The 17,042-nt window shown below is 72.1% G+C and carries 16 protein-coding genes; 15 read left to right on the top strand and 1 reads right to left on the bottom strand.

Annotated elements, in window-relative coordinates; all coding sequences use genetic code 11:
• Nucleotides 1–28: 28 nt before the first annotated feature.
• The 8 genes from VSH64_RS19380 to VSH64_RS19345 all read left to right on the top strand — a co-directional run bounded on the left by VSH64_RS19380 (nt 29) and on the right by VSH64_RS19345 (nt 7,656).
• Nucleotides 29–1,243, top strand: coding sequence for a cytochrome P450 (locus tag VSH64_RS19380; protein ID WP_326837037.1), 1,215 nt, complete (start codon nt 29–31; stop codon nt 1,241–1,243).
• 11 nt (nt 1,244–1,254) lie between these two features.
• Nucleotides 1,255–1,665: a nuclear transport factor 2 family protein gene (locus VSH64_RS19375; protein WP_326837036.1), complete on the top strand. Its 411-nt coding sequence runs from the start codon at nt 1,255–1,257 to the stop codon at nt 1,663–1,665.
• A gap of 80 nt (nt 1,666–1,745) precedes the next feature.
• Nucleotides 1,746–3,311: a class I adenylate-forming enzyme family protein gene (locus VSH64_RS19370; RefSeq protein ID WP_326837035.1), complete on the top strand. Its 1,566-nt coding sequence runs from the start codon at nt 1,746–1,748 to the stop codon at nt 3,309–3,311.
• Complete coding sequence (locus VSH64_RS19365; RefSeq protein ID WP_326837034.1) at nt 3,308–3,772, top strand: VOC family protein; 465 nt, start codon at nt 3,308–3,310, stop codon at nt 3,770–3,772. Before VSH64_RS19370 ends, VSH64_RS19365 begins: the two co-directional genes overlap by 4 nt.
• A 22-nt stretch (nt 3,773–3,794) precedes the next feature.
• Entirely contained in the window at nt 3,795–5,147 is a 1,353-nt protein-coding gene (locus tag VSH64_RS19360) for a phytoene desaturase family protein (RefSeq protein ID WP_326837033.1), read from the top strand.
• A gap of 49 nt (nt 5,148–5,196) precedes the next feature.
• Entirely contained in the window at nt 5,197–6,030 is an 834-nt protein-coding gene (locus VSH64_RS19355) for a mycofactocin-coupled SDR family oxidoreductase (RefSeq protein ID WP_326837031.1), read from the top strand.
• A gap of 2 nt (nt 6,031–6,032) precedes the next feature.
• On the top strand, nt 6,033–6,788 hold the full coding sequence (locus VSH64_RS19350; protein WP_326837029.1) for an SDR family NAD(P)-dependent oxidoreductase: 756 nt from the start codon (nt 6,033–6,035) through the stop codon (nt 6,786–6,788).
• A gap of 67 nt (nt 6,789–6,855) precedes the next feature.
• Nucleotides 6,856–7,656, top strand: a complete 801-nt coding sequence (locus VSH64_RS19345) for an SDR family NAD(P)-dependent oxidoreductase (RefSeq protein WP_326837028.1) — start codon at nt 6,856–6,858, stop codon at nt 7,654–7,656.
• A 9-nt stretch (nt 7,657–7,665) separates the two neighbouring features.
• Here VSH64_RS19345 and VSH64_RS19340 read toward each other — a convergent pair whose 3' ends face one another.
• Nucleotides 7,666–9,423, bottom strand: a complete 1,758-nt coding sequence (locus VSH64_RS19340; protein ID WP_326837027.1) for an acetyl/propionyl/methylcrotonyl-CoA carboxylase subunit alpha — start codon at nt 9,421–9,423, stop codon at nt 7,666–7,668.
• Between the two features lie 194 nt (nt 9,424–9,617).
• On the opposite strand from VSH64_RS19340, the gene VSH64_RS19335 reads away from it, so the two are divergent.
• The 7 genes from VSH64_RS19335 to VSH64_RS19305 all read left to right on the top strand — a co-directional run bounded on the left by VSH64_RS19335 (nt 9,618) and on the right by VSH64_RS19305 (nt 17,041).
• Nucleotides 9,618–11,228, top strand: a complete 1,611-nt coding sequence (locus tag VSH64_RS19335) for an acyl-CoA carboxylase subunit beta (RefSeq protein ID WP_326837026.1) — start codon at nt 9,618–9,620, stop codon at nt 11,226–11,228.
• Nucleotides 11,225–12,034: an enoyl-CoA hydratase/isomerase family protein gene (locus tag VSH64_RS19330; protein WP_326837025.1), complete on the top strand. Its 810-nt coding sequence runs from the start codon at nt 11,225–11,227 to the stop codon at nt 12,032–12,034. Before VSH64_RS19335 ends, VSH64_RS19330 begins: the two co-directional genes overlap by 4 nt.
• A complete protein-coding gene (locus tag VSH64_RS19325) occupies nt 12,034–12,852 on the top strand; it encodes a nuclear transport factor 2 family protein (RefSeq protein WP_326837024.1) in 819 nt (272 codons plus the stop codon). Before VSH64_RS19330 ends, VSH64_RS19325 begins: the two co-directional genes overlap by 1 nt.
• 10 nt (nt 12,853–12,862) lie before the next feature.
• Nucleotides 12,863–14,107, top strand: a complete 1,245-nt coding sequence (locus VSH64_RS19320) for a cytochrome P450 (protein WP_326837023.1) — start codon at nt 12,863–12,865, stop codon at nt 14,105–14,107.
• Nucleotides 14,104–14,298 (top strand): ferredoxin, encoded by a 195-nt coding sequence (locus VSH64_RS19315; protein WP_326837022.1) that lies wholly within the window; start codon nt 14,104–14,106, stop codon nt 14,296–14,298. Before VSH64_RS19320 ends, VSH64_RS19315 begins: the two co-directional genes overlap by 4 nt.
• Nucleotides 14,295–16,211: an oxidoreductase gene (locus VSH64_RS19310; RefSeq protein ID WP_326837021.1), complete on the top strand. Its 1,917-nt coding sequence runs from the start codon at nt 14,295–14,297 to the stop codon at nt 16,209–16,211. The genes VSH64_RS19315 and VSH64_RS19310 overlap by 4 nt, the downstream gene beginning before the upstream one ends.
• Nucleotides 16,212–16,357: 146 nt before the next feature.
• A complete protein-coding gene (locus tag VSH64_RS19305) occupies nt 16,358–17,041 on the top strand; it encodes a TetR/AcrR family transcriptional regulator (RefSeq protein ID WP_326837020.1) in 684 nt (227 codons plus the stop codon).
• Nucleotide 17,042: the final 1 nt, after the last annotated feature.

Raw genomic sequence — 17,042 nt, 5'->3', positions numbered from 1 at the left:
AGTGACGACGACGTCATGGAGGACGCCGATGTCCGCAGGCGCCACCGCTGCACCCGACATCCTGTCTGAGGAGTTCGCCGCGGATCCGTACCGCGCGTACCGGGTTATGCGCGAAGACCACCCGCTGATCTGGCACGAAGGCATGCAGAGCTACGTGATCAGCCGCTACTCCGACGTCGAGCGGGCCTTCAAGGACCCGGTGTTCACCAGTCACAACTACGACTGGCAGCTCGAGCCGGTGCACGGCCGCACGATCCTGCAGATGGACGGGCGTGAGCACTCCACGCACCGCAACCTGGTCGCGCCGGCCTTCCGCGGGCGGGACCTGATGACCAAGTTCCTGCCGGTGATCGAGCAGAACTCCCGGGACCTGATCGAGCAGTTCCGCCACGACGGGCGGGTCGACCTCGTCGACCAGTACGCGACGCGGTTCCCGATCAACGTGATCGTGGACATGCTGGGCCTGCCCAAGTCCGACCACGAGCACTTCCACCGCTGGTACAGCTCGATCATGGCCTTCCTGTCCAACCTCTCCGGTGACGAACAGGTGATGGCCGAGGGCATCCGCACCAAGGAGGAGTTCGAGGGCTACCTGCTGCCGATCATCCGGCAGCGCCGCGAAAACCCGGGCGAGGACCTGCTTTCCACGCTCTGCTCGGCGGAGATCGACGGCGTGCGGATGACCGACGAGGAGATCAAGGCGTTCTGCAGCCTGCTGCTCACCGCCGGCGGCGAGACCACCGACAAGGCCATCGCCAGCCTGATGCGCAACCTCGTGGCACACCCCGACCAGCTCGCGGCGGTGCGCGCCGACCACTCGCTGATCGCGGCCGCCTTCGCCGAGACGCTGCGGTTTTCCCCGCCGGTGCACATGATCATGCGCCAGCCCGCCGAGGACGTGGAGCTCTCGGGCGGGGTCGTCGAGGCCGGCAAAACCGTGACGTGCCTGATCGGCGCGGCGAACCGCGACCCGGCCAAGTACGCCGATCCCGACTCGTTCGACCTGCGGCGCCCGGATCTCGACCAGGGCCGCGCCTACACCGCCGGCGCCAACCACACGGCGTTCTGCCTCGGCCGCCACTTCTGCGTGGGCGCGATGCTCGCCAAGACCGAGCTCGACATCGGGATCGCGCAGCTGCTCGACGCCATGCAGGACATCCGGTTCGACGGCGCCGCCCCACCCGAGTACGGCGTGTTCACCCGCGCTCCCGGAACGCTGCCCCTGACCTTCACGCCCGCCTGAGGAGACCCGTCATGACCGCACGCGCCGAGATCGAAAACGTCCTGGGCAAGGCTTCCTGGGGCTACGACGAGAACGACGTGGACCTGATCGCCGACCAGTTCACGGAAACGGCGACGATGACCATGCAGATCGGCCGCGAAGGCGACACGATCGGGCCGTTCGAGGGCCGCGAGGCGATCCGGAAGCTGCACGCCGACTCGCTCGTCGCGCAGACCGACCAGCGCCGGCACAACCTCTCGAACCTGGTGCTCACCAAGGAAACCCCGGACAGCGCCGCGACCACCGCGAACCTCACGCTGCTGTCGATCGAGAACGGCGCCGTGCAGGTGCTCTCCAGCGGCTGGTACCGCGACGAGCTGGTGAAGCAGGGGGACCGCTGGCTGATCGCGACCCGGCACATCTACCTCGACCTGCCCTACTGAGCACGCGAACACCGAGCACCGAGCGGCCCCACCGCAGAGCACGCCCCTGATCCCCGCACTCCCGAAGCCAGAGGACACCCATGGTCAACATCGGACGGATCCCGGAGAAGTGGGCCGCGCTCACCCCCACCCGGGACGCGATCGTCGACGCCCCCAGCGGGCGCCGGATGGACTGGAGAACACTCGACGAACGCGTCCGCCGCCTCGCCAACGGGCTGGCCGGCGAGGGCGGCCTGGGCCTGGCGAAAGGCGACCGGGTCGCGATCCTCGCGAAGAACTCGATCGAGTACCAGGAGCTGTACTACGCGGCGGGGCGGGCCGGGCTCGTCACGCAGCCGCTCAACTGGCGCCTCGGCGCACCCGAGCTGACCCGCATCGTGGCGGACGCGGCCCCGAAAGCGGTGATCACCTCCGACGAGTGGCTCGACACCGCGAAGCAGCTGCAGTCCTCGGTCGATGTGCCGAACTGGCTGCAGTACGGCGCTTCCGGCGACGGCAGCTACGAAGACCTGCTGGCGCGCAGCAGCACCGACGAGCCGGTGCAGTCGTCCTCGGTCGGCGACGCGGACCCGTTTTTCATCCTCTACACCGGCGGCACCACCGGCGAGTCGAAGGGCGCGCTGCACAGCCACACGAGCGTGTCGTTCGGGATGCTCAACCAGACCGTGGCCGAGCGGATCGTCGCCACCGACGTGTACATGCTGACCGGGCAGATGTACCACATCCCGGTGGTGCTCTCGATGAACTACCACCGCCACGGCTGCCCGCTGGTGCTGATGAACTTCGAGGCCCGCACGGCGCTGGAGCTGATCCAGGAGGAACGCGTCTCGGCGTTCCTCGGCATCACGACGATGCTCAACTGGATGATGGCCGTGCCGGGCTTCTCGTCCTACGACATCTCCGCGCTGCGCAACATCCAGTACGGCGGCGGGCCCATGCCCTCGTCGGTGGTCAAGGCGGCGCTCGACCAGTTCCCCTGCACGCTGATCCAGGGTTACGGCCAGACCGAGGGCACCACGATGTGCTTCCTGTCGCAGGAGGACCACCTCGACGCCGTGCGCGGGATCCACCCGGAACGGCTGATGTCGTGCGGGCGCGAAGGGTTCGTCACGCAGGTGCGCGTGGTCGACCCCGACGGGCGTGAGGTGCCGAAGGACGGCCGCACGGCCGGCGAGATCATCGTGCGCTCCGAGGCCAACATGCTCGGCTACCTCAACCGGCCCGACCTCACCGCGAACACGATCCGCGACGGCTGGATGTGGACCGGCGACATCGCGACCTGGGACGACGAGTCGTACGTGTTCATCGTCGACCGCGCCAAGGACATGATCATCTCCGGCGGCGAGAACATCTACTCGATCCAGGTCGAGGAGGCGGTGAACAAGCACCCGTCGGTGCTGGAGTGCGCGGTGATCGGCGTGCCCGACGACGAGTGGGGCGAGGCGGTGAAGGCGTTCGTGGTGCTCAAGCCCGAGACGACGGCCACCGAAGCCGACATCATCGCGACCGCCAAGCAGCACCTGGCTTCGTATCAGAAGCCGCGGTCGGTCGAGTTCGTCGAGGCGTTGCCCAAGGCGCCCACCGGGAAGATCCTGAAGCGCGACCTGCGCCGGGCGTACTGGGCGGATCGCGGCCGGTCCGTGTGACGGTCGGTGTGACGGGCGGGCTGCACCACCTCGGCGTGCGCGTGGCGGATTTGGAGCGGGCCGTGGCGTTCTACCGCGAACTGGGCGCCGAACCGCTCGCGCGGGAGTTCACGCTCGACCCCGGTGCGGCCGCGCTGGCGATGAACACCGAGCGCGAGGTGCGCGTCGCCCTGCTCGGGTTCCCGGACGGCAGTGGGATCGAGCTGTTCGAGTTCGCCGATCCCGCGCCGCAGTGGTGTGCCGCGCCGGAACCCGCCGCGCGGCTGCCGCACCTCGGCATCCGGGTCGACGACGTCGACGCCGCCCTGGCCCGGGCCGAGGCGGCCGGCGGGCAGCGGCTGTGGAACCGGCCGAAGCAGTGGGGTCCGGTGCGCGTGGTGTACCTGCGCGATCCGGACGGGACCGTGCTCGAACTGCTCGACGCGCCGCTGCGGGCGGTCGCCGACGTCGTCGCTCCATGAACACCCGGCAGGAGGAGGGTTCTTGTCCTACGACGTGATCGTGCTCGGCGCGGGCGTGTCCGGCCTGGTCACGGCGTCGCTGCTCGCCGAACGAGGCCAACGCGTGCTGCTGCTGGAAAAGCACGCCTACCTCGGCGGGCGGGCGCGCGAGTACCGGTACCAGGGCCACCAGCTCGGCCTCGGCAGTCACCTCGTCGAGGATCCCGGTGACTCGCTCACGAAGGTGTGCGCGCAGCTGGGGCTCGACCTCGTGCACTCCGAGCGCAGCGACTCGATGCCGTTCTGGACCAACGGCCGCGGTTGGGCGCCGATCCAGGAGCAGTACGCGGGCAGCGCGAAGCAGGGCCTCAAGCGGTGCATCCAGGCGCTGAACGAGACGTCGTACGAGGAGCTGGAGAACTGGAACCACGCTTCGCTGCGGGAGTGGATGGCGCAGTACACCTCCGACGAAGGCGTGTACACGGTGTGGGAAGCCATTTCCGTGCTGGAACAGATCACCTTGCGGCCGTGGGAACACTCGGCCTCGGAGAACCTCTACACGCGCAAGCTGCACTACTCGACGCGGCGCACGGCCGGGTACTCGTTCTGGCCGATGGGCGGCTGGGACGCGTTGTGGCACAACCTGGTCGAGGCGTACGAAGCGAAGGGTGGCGAGCTCCGGCTGTCCGCGCCGGTGCGCCGGGTCGACGTGCGGGACGGCGCCGTGCGCGGCGTGACGCTGCGCGACGGTGAGGAGATCGAGGCGCCGCAGGTGGTCGTGTCGGCGCCGGTGTGGGATCTGCTGCGGCTGTTCGACGACGACGTGCTGCCGTGGGACCTCGCGGCGCGCATCCGGATGCTGGCCGCGAACCGCAACCGCGCCTGCTGGATCGGCTACTGGATCGCGGCGAAGGAGCCGGTGATCGCGATGACCGAGCGGGAGATGGCGTCGTTCCTGTCCACGCCCCGCTGCGGCCTGCCCGGCTTCACCCTCAACTTCACCGGCTACGACGGCGGGGTCTCACCCGCCGGGGAGTACCTGACGTGCGTCGGCGCCTCGTTCGACGCGACCACCCACTACGGCGACCGGGCCTGGCTCGACCGGAAGTTCGCCGAGCTGTGGGAGGACATCGAGGAGATGCTGCCGGCGGCGCGCGGGGCGCTGTGGACGAAGCCGCACGTCGTCACCAGCTACGGCGTGATCACGAAACCGGGGCTGGTCGGCCCGGTCCGGCCCGACACCCGGGTCCGCGGCGTCGAGGGCCTCTGGCTGGCCGGCGACACCACACGCGCCCGCGGCATCGGGATCGACAAGGCCGCGCGCTCGGGCATCACGGCGGCCGAGGCGGTGCTCGGGCAGCGGCTCCCCGCGTTCGCCGGGACACTGCGGTACTGACCGGAAGTCTTTGCACGGCAACGAGTTTCTTCCACCAGAGGAGGCGGACATGGCGGGACGGGTCGAGGGCAAGGTCGCGTTCATCACGGGCGCGGCACGCGGGCAGGGCCGCGCACACGCGCTGCGGCTGGCCGAAGAAGGCGCCGACATCATCGCGATCGACGCGTGCGCGGCGGTCGAGACGGTGGACAAGTACCCGCCGGCCACCGAAGAGGACCTGGCCGAGACCACGGCACTGGTCGAGAAGCTCGGCGGGAACATCATGGCGAGCAAGGCCGACGTCCGCGACGCCAAGGACCTGCAGGCCGCGCTCGACGAGGGCGTCGAGCGGTTCGGCGGCCTGGACATCGTGGTGGCCAACGCCGGCATCGCCACCTACGGCATGTCCTGGGAGCTCACCGAGGACATGTGGCAGGACATGCTCGACGTCAACCTCACCGGCGTCTGGCACACCGCGAAGGCCGCGGTGCCGCACCTGATGCGCCGCGGCGGCGGGTCGATGGTGTTCACCAGCTCGATCGGCGGGCTGAAGGGCATCATGCAGGTGGCGCACTACGTCGCCGCCAAACACGGCATCGTGGGGCTGATGCGCACGATGGCCAACGAGCTGGCCGGGCACCGCATCCGCGTGAACACCGTGCACCCGACCAATGTGGACACCCACATGATCCAGAATCCCGGCACGTGGGGAATGTTCGCGCCGGACGACCCGGAGCCGACGCGCGAGAAGGCGATGCCGGGCTTCCTGTCGCTCAACGCGCTGCAGGTGCCGTGGGTCGAGTCGATCGACATCGCCAACGCCGTGCTGTTCCTCTCCAGCGACGAGGCCCGGTACGTGACCGGGGTGGCGCTGCCCGTCGACGCCGGGGCCGTGATCAAGTGAAGGTGTCCGGATCCGTCGGCCTGGTCACCGGCGGCGCGTCCGGCCTCGGCGCCGGCACCGCGCGGATGCTGGTGGCCGGCGGCGGCCGGGTCGGCATTCTGGACCTCCCGTCCTCGGCCGGCGCCGAGTTCGCGGCCGAGCTCGGCGAAGCCGCGCTGTTCGTACCGGCCGACGTGGCGGACGAGGCCGAGGTCGAGAAGGCCGTGGCCCAGGTCGCGGATCGGTTCGGCCGGCTCGACGTGTGCGTGAACGCGGCCGGGATCAGCCCGGCCGCGCGCGTGCTGTCGCGCAAGGGCGAGCTGCACCCGCTCGACCTCTTCCGGCGCACGATCGAGATCAACCTCGTGGGCGCGTTCGACGTGCTGCGCCACGCCGTCGCGGTGATGGCCCGCAACGAACCCGGGCCGGACGGCGAGCGCGGGCTGATCGTGAACGTCTCCTCGGCCGCCGCATTGGAGGGCCAGGCCGGGCAGGCCGCGTATTCGGCGTCGAAGGGCGGGCTGGTCGCGCTCACGCTGCCGCTGGCGCGTGACCTCGCGTTGTGGGGTGTGCGCGTGATGACGGTGTGCCCCGGGATCATGGACACCGGCATGCTGGCCGGCGCCGACGAGAAGCGCCGCGCCGCGCTGATGGACCTGCACGTGTTCCCGAAACGGCTGGGGCGTCCGGAAGACTTCGCCAAACTGGTGGCGAGCTTCATGGAAAACGAGCTGCTCAACGGTGAAGTGGTGCGGCTCGACGCCGCGACCCGCCTCTGAGCGGCACGCGGCCGAACACCTCGACACACAAATTCGACAGCACAACTCGACAACCGAGGAGAGTCCGATGTCCTCCGACTCCGCGCCACTGGCCGGCCGCGTCGCGCTCGTGACCGGTGGTTCGCGTGGCCTGGGCCGCGCGGTGGCGACGCGGCTGGCGGCCGACGGCGCCGCCGTCGCGGTGAACTACCGGCGGGATTCCGGTGCCGCCGACGAGGTCGTGGCGGGGATCGCGGCCGAGGGCGGGACCGCCGTCGCCTACCAGGCGTCGGTGGACGACGAGGCCGCCGTCGCCGCCATGGTGCGGCGGATCGGCGAAGACCTCGGCCCGGTCGACCTGCTCGTGAGCAACGCCGGCACCGCGAGCCGCGGCACCGCCGTCGCGGACACCGACGAACAGGAGTACCTGCGGTTGCTGCGGGTGCACACGCTCGGCCCGCTCGCGCTGATCCGGGCACTGCTGCCGGGGCTGCGCGCGGCCGAGCGTGGCGACGTGATCGTGGTGTCGAGCGCGATCGTCGAAACGACGCCGGCGGGAGGTGCCGCGTACACGATGGCGAAGGCCGCGATGGAGGCCGCCGCGCGCACGCTGGCCTTCGAGGAACGCCGGCACGGGATCCGCGTCAACGTGGTCGCGCCCGGACTGGTGGCCACCGACATGGGCGAGCGGCTCGTCGCGGCGTCGGGGGCGCCGACGATCGCCGACCTCGACGCGCGGTACCCGTTCGGCCGCGTGGCCCGGCCGGAGGACGTGGCCGGGGTGGTGGCGTTCCTGGCCTCGGCCGACGCCGATTACCTGACGGCCCAGCGCATCCGGGTCGACGGCGGTGGGCCCGGCATCCCGATCGTCGCCGCCGGGCCCGCGTGACCGGCGGTCCTAATCGAGCGTGATCAGCGGCGTTCCGGCGGTCACCGAGGCGCCGGGGGAGACCAGGACGGAGCCGACGACCCCGCCCACCTCCGCGCGCACCTGCATCTCCATCTTCATCGCCTCCAGCACCACGACGACCTCGCCCGCGGCGATCTCCTGCCCGGGTTCGACCCGCACGGCGACCACGGTGGCGTCCATCGGCGCCGTCGGCGGCCCGCCGGCCGACGCGGTGGCCGCGCTCGCCCCACCCTCGCGCGCAGGGCGCGAAGAAGCTCCGGTGACAACGCCGGGACGCGCGGCGCGGCCGTGGATCGCGATCTCCACCGGCCCGCGGTCGGTCGCGATGCGGACTCGCCGCACGGGCACCGCGCCCGGGGCAGCGGGGGCCGAGGGCGTCGGCGCGGGAGCCGCTTCGGTCGCGTCCGGTACCCAGTCCCGCTCGACCGAACCCGTGTCGTGCCGGCCTTCGGCGAACAACGCCGAGCCGAGGATCGTGCGCAGGTACGCCGCCGTGGTGGGCGGACCCGCGACCCGCAGCTCGCCCAGCGCACCGATGAGCCGCCGCCGGGCGGAGTCGCGGTCGTGGCCGTGGGCGAGGACCTTGCCGAACAGCGAGTCGTACATCGCGGGCACCGCATCGCCGGCCTCGACGCCGAAGTCGGCGCGGATGCCGGGGCCGGTGGGCACGGCCAGGTCCGCCACCGGGCCCGGGGCCGGCCGGAAACCCGCGGCCGGGTCCTCGGCCGCGATGCGCGCCTGGATCGCGTGCCCGCGCACCACCACGTCCTCCTGCGTGAACGGCAGCGGCTCGCCGAGCGCCACGCGCAGCTGCGTCGCCACGAGATCGAGGCCGGTCACCAGCTCGGTCACGCCGTGCTCGACCTGCAGGCGCGTGTTCATCTCCAGGAAGAAGAACTCGCCGGTCGCGGGCAGCACGAGGAACTCGACGGTGCCGGCGCCGACGTACCCGACCTCGCGCGCGAGCTTCACCGCCGCTTGGCGCAGCGCGGCCCGCAGCGAGTCCGGCAGGCCGAACGCCGGCGCCTCCTCGATGAGCTTCTGGTGCCGGCGCTGCACCGAGCAGTCGCGGTCGGCCAGGTGGAGAACGCGGCCGTGGCTGTCGGCGAGCACCTGCACCTCGACGTGGCGCACCGGCGCGAGGTAGCGCTCGAGGTGCACCTCCGCCCGGCCGAACGCTGCTTCGGCTTCCCGCGCGGCCGAGGCCATCGCGTCGGCGAGCTCGGCAGCGGCGGTCACCACACGCATGCCGCGCCCGCCACCGCCGAACGAAGCCTTGACCACCAACGGAAATCCGATGCGCTCGGCCGCGGCGGGAGCCGCTTCGGCCGTGAGATCACCGGTGCCCGGCGGCACCGGCACACCGCACGCTTCGGCCACTTCGCGCGCCGCGACCTTGTCGCCCATGCGCGCGATGACCTCGGCCGACGGCCCGACGAACGTGAGCCCGGCCGCCGTGACCGCTTCGGCGAACCCGGCGTCCTCGCTGAGCAGGCCGTAGCCCGGGTGCACGAGGTTCGCGCCGGTCGCCTTCGCCGCGCCCAGCACCGCGTCGATGTCCAGATAGGACGCGCGGGCGGGCGGCGGGCCGATGCGGTGGCTCTCGTCGGCGAGCCGCACGTGCAGGGCGCCGGCGTCGGCGTCGCTGTACACGGCGACGGACCGCAGGCCGAGCTCGCGGCACGCGCGGATGATGCGAACGGCGATCTCACCGCGGTTCGCCACGAGGACGGTTCCCTCTGGCATGTCCGTATCCCTCACGTCCGTGGTGCCGGTGCCGCACACCTGTGTGGAGGTCGCGCCGCGCTCGTCGGCGACCCCGTGGAGAACTGTCTACCAACCGGTCGTCTGATAGTCTAGAGTCGGCGCCGAGGGCGGACCACTTCGCTCGCGGGCGTGGCGGTTCACCCCCGCACGACCGATGCGGCCAGGGAGGTCCCTTGACGACGAGGAGCACCGTGCACGAGGGCTCGGCGGACGGCTCGGCCGGAGATCAGGGCGATCGCGAGGTTCACGGCGAACCGGCCGAGGTCACGATGGCCGATCGGCTCGCGGTGCTCCGCGAGAAGCAGGCCGCGGCCCACGCCAGCGGCGGGCCCGAGGGCCTGCGCCGGCACCGGGAATCGGGGCGGCTGCCCGTGCGCGAGCGGATCGAACTGCTCGTGGACGCCGGTTCGTGGTTCGAGATCGGCGCGCTCGCGCTGCCGGAGCTGCGCCGCGAGAAGCCGATTCCCGGCGACGCCGTGGTGACCGGGTTCGGGCTGCTCGACGGCCGGCGCGTCGGCGTGATCGGCATCGACTCCTCCGTGGTCGCGGGCACCACCGCGCCGATCAGCATGCGCAAGCAGGGTCGGCTGATCGAACACGCGCAACGCCACGGCTTCCCCCTGGTCCTGCTCTGCGACGCCGACGGCGGCCGGATGCCGGACGTGTCGGGCTGGCGGTTTTCCGGTCTGCCCCTGGACTTCACCACGTTTCTCAAGCCACCGCCCGGGGAACCGGTCGTGCCGAGGGCCGCGGCCGTGCTCGGCCCGAGCTACGGCGACTCGGCCCTGCACGCCTCGACCGCGCACTTCGTGGTGATGGTGCGCAGCGGTTCGATCGCGCTGTCCGGTCCGTCGGTGGTCGAGCCGGCCATCGGGGAGAAGGTGACCGACACCGAGCTCGGCGGCCCGGCCGCGGCGACCGAAGCCGGCAACGCCCACCTCGTGGTGGACACGGAAGCCGACGCCATCGACGCGATCGCCGCGTTCCTGTCCTACCTCCCGCAGAACTCCACGCAGAAGCCGCCGCTCGCGCCCCCGCGGCCGCCGGCGCGCGACCCGCGTGAGCTCGAGACGATCGTGTCGCTCGGCCCGCGCTCGGGCTACGACATGCGCGACGTGTTCGCGTGCCTCGCCGACGAGGCGAGTGTGCTGCCGTGGGCCGACGGCTGGGGCCCGAGCCTGCTGTGCGCCCTGGCGCGGATCGACGGCCGCCCGGTGGGGCTGATCGGCAACCAGCCGATCGTGCGGGCCGGCGCGTTGGAACCGCCGAGCCTGAACAAGGAGCGCACGTTCGTGCGGCTGTGCGACACGTTCGGCCTGCCGCTGGTGTTCCTGCACGACGTGCCCGGCCTGATGATCGGCACCCAGGCCGAGCGCGGCGGCATCCTGCACGGCTACGAAGGGCTCGTGTCCGCAATCGCGGAGGCCACCGTGCCGAAGGTCGGCGTGGTGCTGCGCAAGGCCTACGGCGGCGGCCACTTCGCGATGGGCGGGCGCCCGACGAAACCCGACTTCCTCTACGCGTGGCCGAGTGCGGAGCTGGGGTTCATGGCGCCGGAGACCGGCATCCGCACGATCCACCGGCGCCGGCTGGAGCGCGTGCTGGCCGAGGAAGGGCCCGAGGCGCACGCGGCGCTGGTCGCCGAGCTCACCGCGGAATGGGTCAGCGAGGCCGAGCCGTGGGAGGCCGCCGCGCACCTTTCGCTCGACGACGTGATCGAGCCGGCCCGCACGCGGGACGTGATCGCGACGAGCATCGACATCGCGCTGGGAGGACTCGCGTGAGCAGTTGGAACCCCGCCGCGGCCCGCACGTTGCGGGTCGAGACCGACGACCCCGGCAACGGTTCGGGTGCGGTCGCGGTGCTCACGATGGACACGCCGGGCAAGCTCAACGCGATGGGCCGCGAGTTCTGGCCCGAGCTCAGGGACACGTTGGCGCACTTGGCTTCCGACGGCCGCACCCGCGCCGTGATCATCACCGGCGCGGGGGACCGGGCGTTTTCGGCGGGTGGTGACATCGCGAGCTTCGCCGACCTGACCGACGTCGTCGCCAAGCGCGAGTTCCAGCAGGACTGCATGCGCACGTTCGCCGCGGTGGAGGAGTCGCCGCTGCCGATCATCGCGGCCGTGAACGGCTTCGCGCTCGGCGGCGGGTGCGAGCTCGCGCTGGCGTGCGACGTGGTGGTGGCGGCCGAAACGGCCACGTTCGGGATGCCCGAGTGCGCCGTGGGGCTGGTGCCGGGGTTCGGCGTGCTGCGCGCGCCCGCTGTGATCGGCCGGCACTGGACGAAGCTGATGATGTTCGGCGGCGAGCGGGTGGACGCGGACACGGCACTGCGGATCGGCCTCGCGCAGAAGGTGGTGCCCGCCGCGGAGCTGATGCCGGCCGCACGAGCGCTGGCCGGGCGGTTCGCCGCGATGGCCCCGCTCGCCGTGGCCAGCGGCAAGAACCTGGTCAACCGCGGCGTGGACCGCGGCGAGTTCGACCATTCGACGGCGGCGCTCACGACCCTGCACGCCACCGCGGACGCCGCCGAGGGCATCGCCGCCTTCCTCGGCAAGCGCGCGCCGCGGTTCGAGGGCCGCTGATGACCAGCCGCCCGGAGCCGTTCGTGGCGCTGATGCGCCGCTACGTGAACGACTACACCAACCGCCACGACGTGTCGGTGTGCGCGGACATCATGGAGCCCGGGTACGTCCTGCGCATGGGGCCGCACGAGGTCGCCGGCCGCGACGAGGCGTACCTGCCCGCGGCGCAGCGGCAGTTCGAGCAGTTTCCCGGGCTGTGCCTCACGGTCCACGCCATCGTGACCGACGGGGAGCGGCTCGCGATGCGGTTCTCCGAGCACGGCCGGCGCGCGCGGGACGGCAAGGTCGCGGTGTGGACCGGGCTCGGGCTCTACCGCTGGAACGGCCGCCGGCTCGAGACGAACTTCGTCGAACAGGACTACCTTTCCCGGCGCCGTCAGCTGAGTTCCGGGAACCCGGCCGTGGTCGGCGCGCCCGCGCCGGCGCCGTGGGACACGGTGGCCGAGCCGGCCAACCCGGCCGCGGAAACCGTGGTGCGCCAGTGGCTCGCGGCCGGGGCGGCGGTCGGGCCGGACAGTTCGGCCGGTGCGGTCCACTTCGACGACGGCGACGCGGGGCCCGCCTTGCTCACGGACGTCTCGACGCGAGTGGACGAACTGTTCTCCGCGGGCGAGCACGTGGCGTTCCGGGTCACCGCGACCGGGGCGTACGCCGGTGGGCTCGGCCCGGACGCCGGTGCGGCGGCCGTCGGCACGTCCGCGACCCTGCACCTCGTCGGCCTCGTGACGGCCCACGGCGGGGAGATCAGCGGCTGGATCGTCCGCGACCGGCTCGGGCTGGCGCGGAGTCTCGCGCAGCCGGCCGCCGCCGGAGCCTGAGAGGAACCCCATGGCTGCCACCGAAAATCCCGCCGTGCCCGACGACCTGCTCGAGCCCGCGGCGAGCGCCGACCCGTACCCGATGCTGCACGAGCTGCGCGGCGCCGACCCGGTGCACTGGAGCTCGCGCCACCGCGCGTGGCTGCTCACGCGCTACGCCGACGTGTCGGCGGCCTTCCAGAACAAGGCGTTCTCCAGCGACCGCGTCCGACCGCTGCTGGCGGCCGGGCGCGAACGGCCCGCGGCGACCACCGAGGTGCTCGCGCTGATGTCGAGCTGGCTCGTGGTCTCCGACCCGCCGGCCCACACCCGGCTGCGCAAGCTCGCGGCGGGCGCGTTCAAAGGCCAGGGGATCGCGCGCATGGACGGCCTGATCACCCGGATCGTCGACGAGCACATCGACGGGTTCCTGCGCGGCTCCGGAGCGCAGGACCTGATCGAGCACATCGCGTATCCGTTGCCCACCACCGTGATCGCCACGATGCTCGGCGCGCCGCCCGAGGACCGCGACCGCTTCCGCGAGTGGTCCGACGAGCTCGCCCTGGTGGCCTTCGGCGCGGGTGGCGACGCGCGGGCCGAGCGCCACGAGCGGGCGCTGCGCGGCCTGCGGGAAATGGACGCCTACATCCGGGCGCTCATCGACAAGCGCCGCACGGACCCGGGGGAGGACATGCTGTCCGCGCTCATGGCGCACGACGGCGACGCCGACCACCTGTCCGACGACGAGCTGGTGGCGATGTGCGCGCTGCTGCTGTTCGCCGGCCACGAGACCACCACCAACTCCATCGCCAACTCACTGCTCGCGCTCCTGCGCCGGCCCGCCGACCTCGACCGGCTGCGCCGCGAACCCGAGCTGATCGGGCCCGCGGTGGAGGAGCTGCTGCGCTTCGACGGGCCGATCAAGGTCCTGATCCGGTGGGTCGTCGCGGAAACCGAGGTCGGCGGCCGCAAGATCGCACCCGGCGAGCGGGTGCACCTCGTGCTCGCCGCCGCCAACCGCGATCCGGCGAAGTTCACCGACCCGGACACCCTGGACCTCGGCCGCGCGCCGAACCCGCACCTCGCGTTCGGCAAGGGCATCCACGCCTGCATCGGCGCGCAGCTCGCGCGGATGGAAACGCGGATCGCCGTGAGCCGGATCCTCGCGCGCATGCCGGATCTCTCGCTCGCCGGCGAGCCCCAGTGGAAGGCGAGCCTGGCGTCGCGGGCCATGGAAGCCCTCCCGGTCACGCACGACGCACGGAGGTCCTCGTGAAGATCGGCCAGGTGCCTGACGTGTGTCAGGGCCACGCGCAGTGCTACATCATCGACGCGGATCTGTTCCCCCTCAACGAGGACGGGTTCTCCGGCGTCGGCCCGGCGGACGAGGTGCCGCCGGGGGAGGAGGACATCGCCGAGATGGGGGTCGAAGCGTGTCCGGTGGCGGCGCTGCGGGTGCTGCCGTGAGCCCGACCGACGTGCTGTTCACGCCGATCGAGGTCGGGCGCGTGACGTTCGGCAACCGGCTGGTGATGGCACCGATGGGCACGTGCCTCGATCAGGGCGGCTACATCACCGACGACACCGTGGCCTACTACCGGCGCCGGGCCGAGGGCGGGGTCGGCGCCATCACGGTGGAGGGGTGCCTGGTCTCCGCGGACACGGTCGGGCCCGAGCCGCGCCTGTGCTCGCCGGAGCACGTGCCGGGGCTGCGGCGGATCGTGGAGGCGGTGCGTCCGCACGGGGCCGTGACCGGCGTCCAGCTCATGCATCCCGGCCGGCAGGTGGTGGCCGGGCCGTCGGTGGCGCCGTCGCCGGTGCCGCTGAACTCGGCTTCGCCGACGCCGCACGAGCTGACGGTGCCGGAGATCGACCGCATCGTGGCCGACTACGCGCGGGCCGCGCGCCTGGCAGCCGAGGCGGGCTTCGACTACCTCGAGGTGCACGGTGCCCACGGCTACCTGCCGTCCAATTTCCTTTCGCCGCAGCACAACCACCGTGAGGACGGCTACGGCGGCTCGCTGGAGAACCGGGCACGCTTCTCGCTCGAAGTGGCGCGCGCGATCGTCGCGGCGGTGGACCTGCCGCTCGTCTGGCGGCTCAACGGCACCGACGCCGAGCCGGGCGGGTTCGACCTCGACTCGGCGGTCGCGGTCGCGAAGCTGTTGCAGGAAGCGGGAGTCGCGGCGATCTCGGTGTCGTCGGGCACCTGGCTGACGTTGCACGAGACCCTCGCGCCGATGGCGGTTTCGCGCGGCCACATGCGTCCGCTCGTGCGGGCGGTGCGCGAGGCGGTGTCCGTGCCGGTGATGGCGGTGGGCCGGCTGGACGATCCGGCGCTGGCGGCCGAGATCGTGGCTTCGGGCGACGCGGATCTGGTGCTGCTCGGCCGCGGCCTGATCGCCGAACCGGACTGGCCGGACCTCGTGCGCGCCGGGCGGCTCGGCGAAGTGCGGCCGTGCATCGCGTGCAACGCGTGCGTGGACCTGGTCGGACGCGGCGAGCGGGCGCGCTGCTCGGTGAACCCGGAGGTGGGCCGCGAACTCACCTGGGCCGTCGAACCGGCGGCGGCGCCGCGCCGGGTGATGGTGGTCGGGTCGGGACCCACGGGGCTGGAGGCCGCGCGGATCGCGCGGCTGCGGGGCCACGACGTGTCGCTCTGGGAGGCCGACGCCGCGCTGGGCGGCAAGCTCGCGGTGGCGGGCGCGGCCCCGAGCAAGCGGGAAGTGCTGCGATACCGGGATTTCCAGGCCCGCCGGCTCGCGGAGCTGGGGGTGGATCTGCGGACGTCGGCGCCGGTCTCCGCGCGGACGGTGGCCGAGCAGCGGCCCGACGTCGTGGTGGTGGCGACCGGTGCGGTGCCGTTGGTTCCGCCTGTGCCCGGCATCGCCGCGCCGCACGTGCACGACGCACAACGCCTGCTGCGCGGCGAGATCGACGTGGCGCCGGGCACCCGGCTGGTCGTGGTGGGCGGCAGCGCGACCGGCTGCGAGACCGCCGAGCTGATGCGCGCGCGGGGTGCGGACGTGACGATCGTCGAAATGCGCCGCAGCATCGGCCGCGGCATCGAGGCGATCACGCGGCGGCAGCTGGTGAAACAGCTGGCGCGTGACGGAGTCCGCATCCTCACCGGCGCCACGGTGGTCGGGATCGAACCAGGGCTCGTGCGGTGGCGGCCGGCCGGGGACGACGACGCGGCCGAGGAGACCGTGGCGGCCGATCTCGTCGCGCTGGCCATCGGCTGGCGGGCGACCGGATCGCAGGTCGCGGCCGACCTCGCCGCCGAGGGCGTCGACCTCCGCGTCCTCGGCGACGCCGAGACGCCCGCCGATTTCGTGCGCGCCATCAATGCCGGCGCCGACGCCGGGCTCACCGTCTGAGCCTCCGTCCGTGCGCCGACGGTAGCGTGATCGCCACGCCCCGGGACCTCGACGGTGGTTCGCCGATCGGTCGTTTGGTAGATTGATGGTTTCCGAAGGTCGGTTCAGTGCGGCCGGCCGCCAGCGCACGAATGAGGGTGGTCCGGGTGCGGCAGCCGGCGGGCAGGGCGGAGCGGCGCGGCGGTGGCTCGCGCAAGCCCCGTGAGGAGCGGTGGGCGGAACTGTTCGCCGTGGCCACCGAGGTCTTCTACGAAAAGGGCTACGAGGGCGCGTCGCTGCAGGACATCGCCGACCGGCTCGGACTGCTCAAGGGCAGCCTCTACTACTACATCCACTCGAAGGAAGACCTGCTCTTCGAGGTGATGAGCGAGGTGCACCGCCAGGGCCTGGCCAACATCGTCGAGCTCGCCAGCCGCCCGGGTGATCCGCTGCAGCGGCTGCGCAACGTGGTCGTGGGCCACGTGGACCACATGTGCCGCAACCTCACCGGCACCACGGTTTTCCTGCACGAGATGGCCGCGCTGCCCGAACCGCGCCAGGCCGAGATCCTCGGCGGCGAACACGCGTACCGCTCGGTGTTCCTCGACCTCGTGCAGAAGGGCAAGGCCGAAGGCCTGGTGCGCCAGGACATCGATCCCAAGCTCGCGAGCCTGTCGATCCTCGGTTCGGTGAACTGGGTCTACCGCTGGTTCCGGCCCGGCGGCGAGTTCACGCCGAAGCAGATCGGCGAGCACTTCGCGGATCTGATCCTGCACAGCCTCGTGGCCGAAGGTGTGCAGCCGGGGGAACCGGCCGCCAAACCGAAGCGGGCCAAGGAAACGAAGAACTGAC

Origin of the sequence: Amycolatopsis rhabdoformis (genome assembly GCF_035918295.1) — a bacterium.
Lineage (GTDB): Bacteria > Actinomycetota > Actinomycetes > Mycobacteriales > Pseudonocardiaceae > Amycolatopsis > Amycolatopsis rhabdoformis.
Note: the sequence above shows the minus strand (reverse complement) of the source record. Positions and strands in the feature narration are given on the sequence as shown.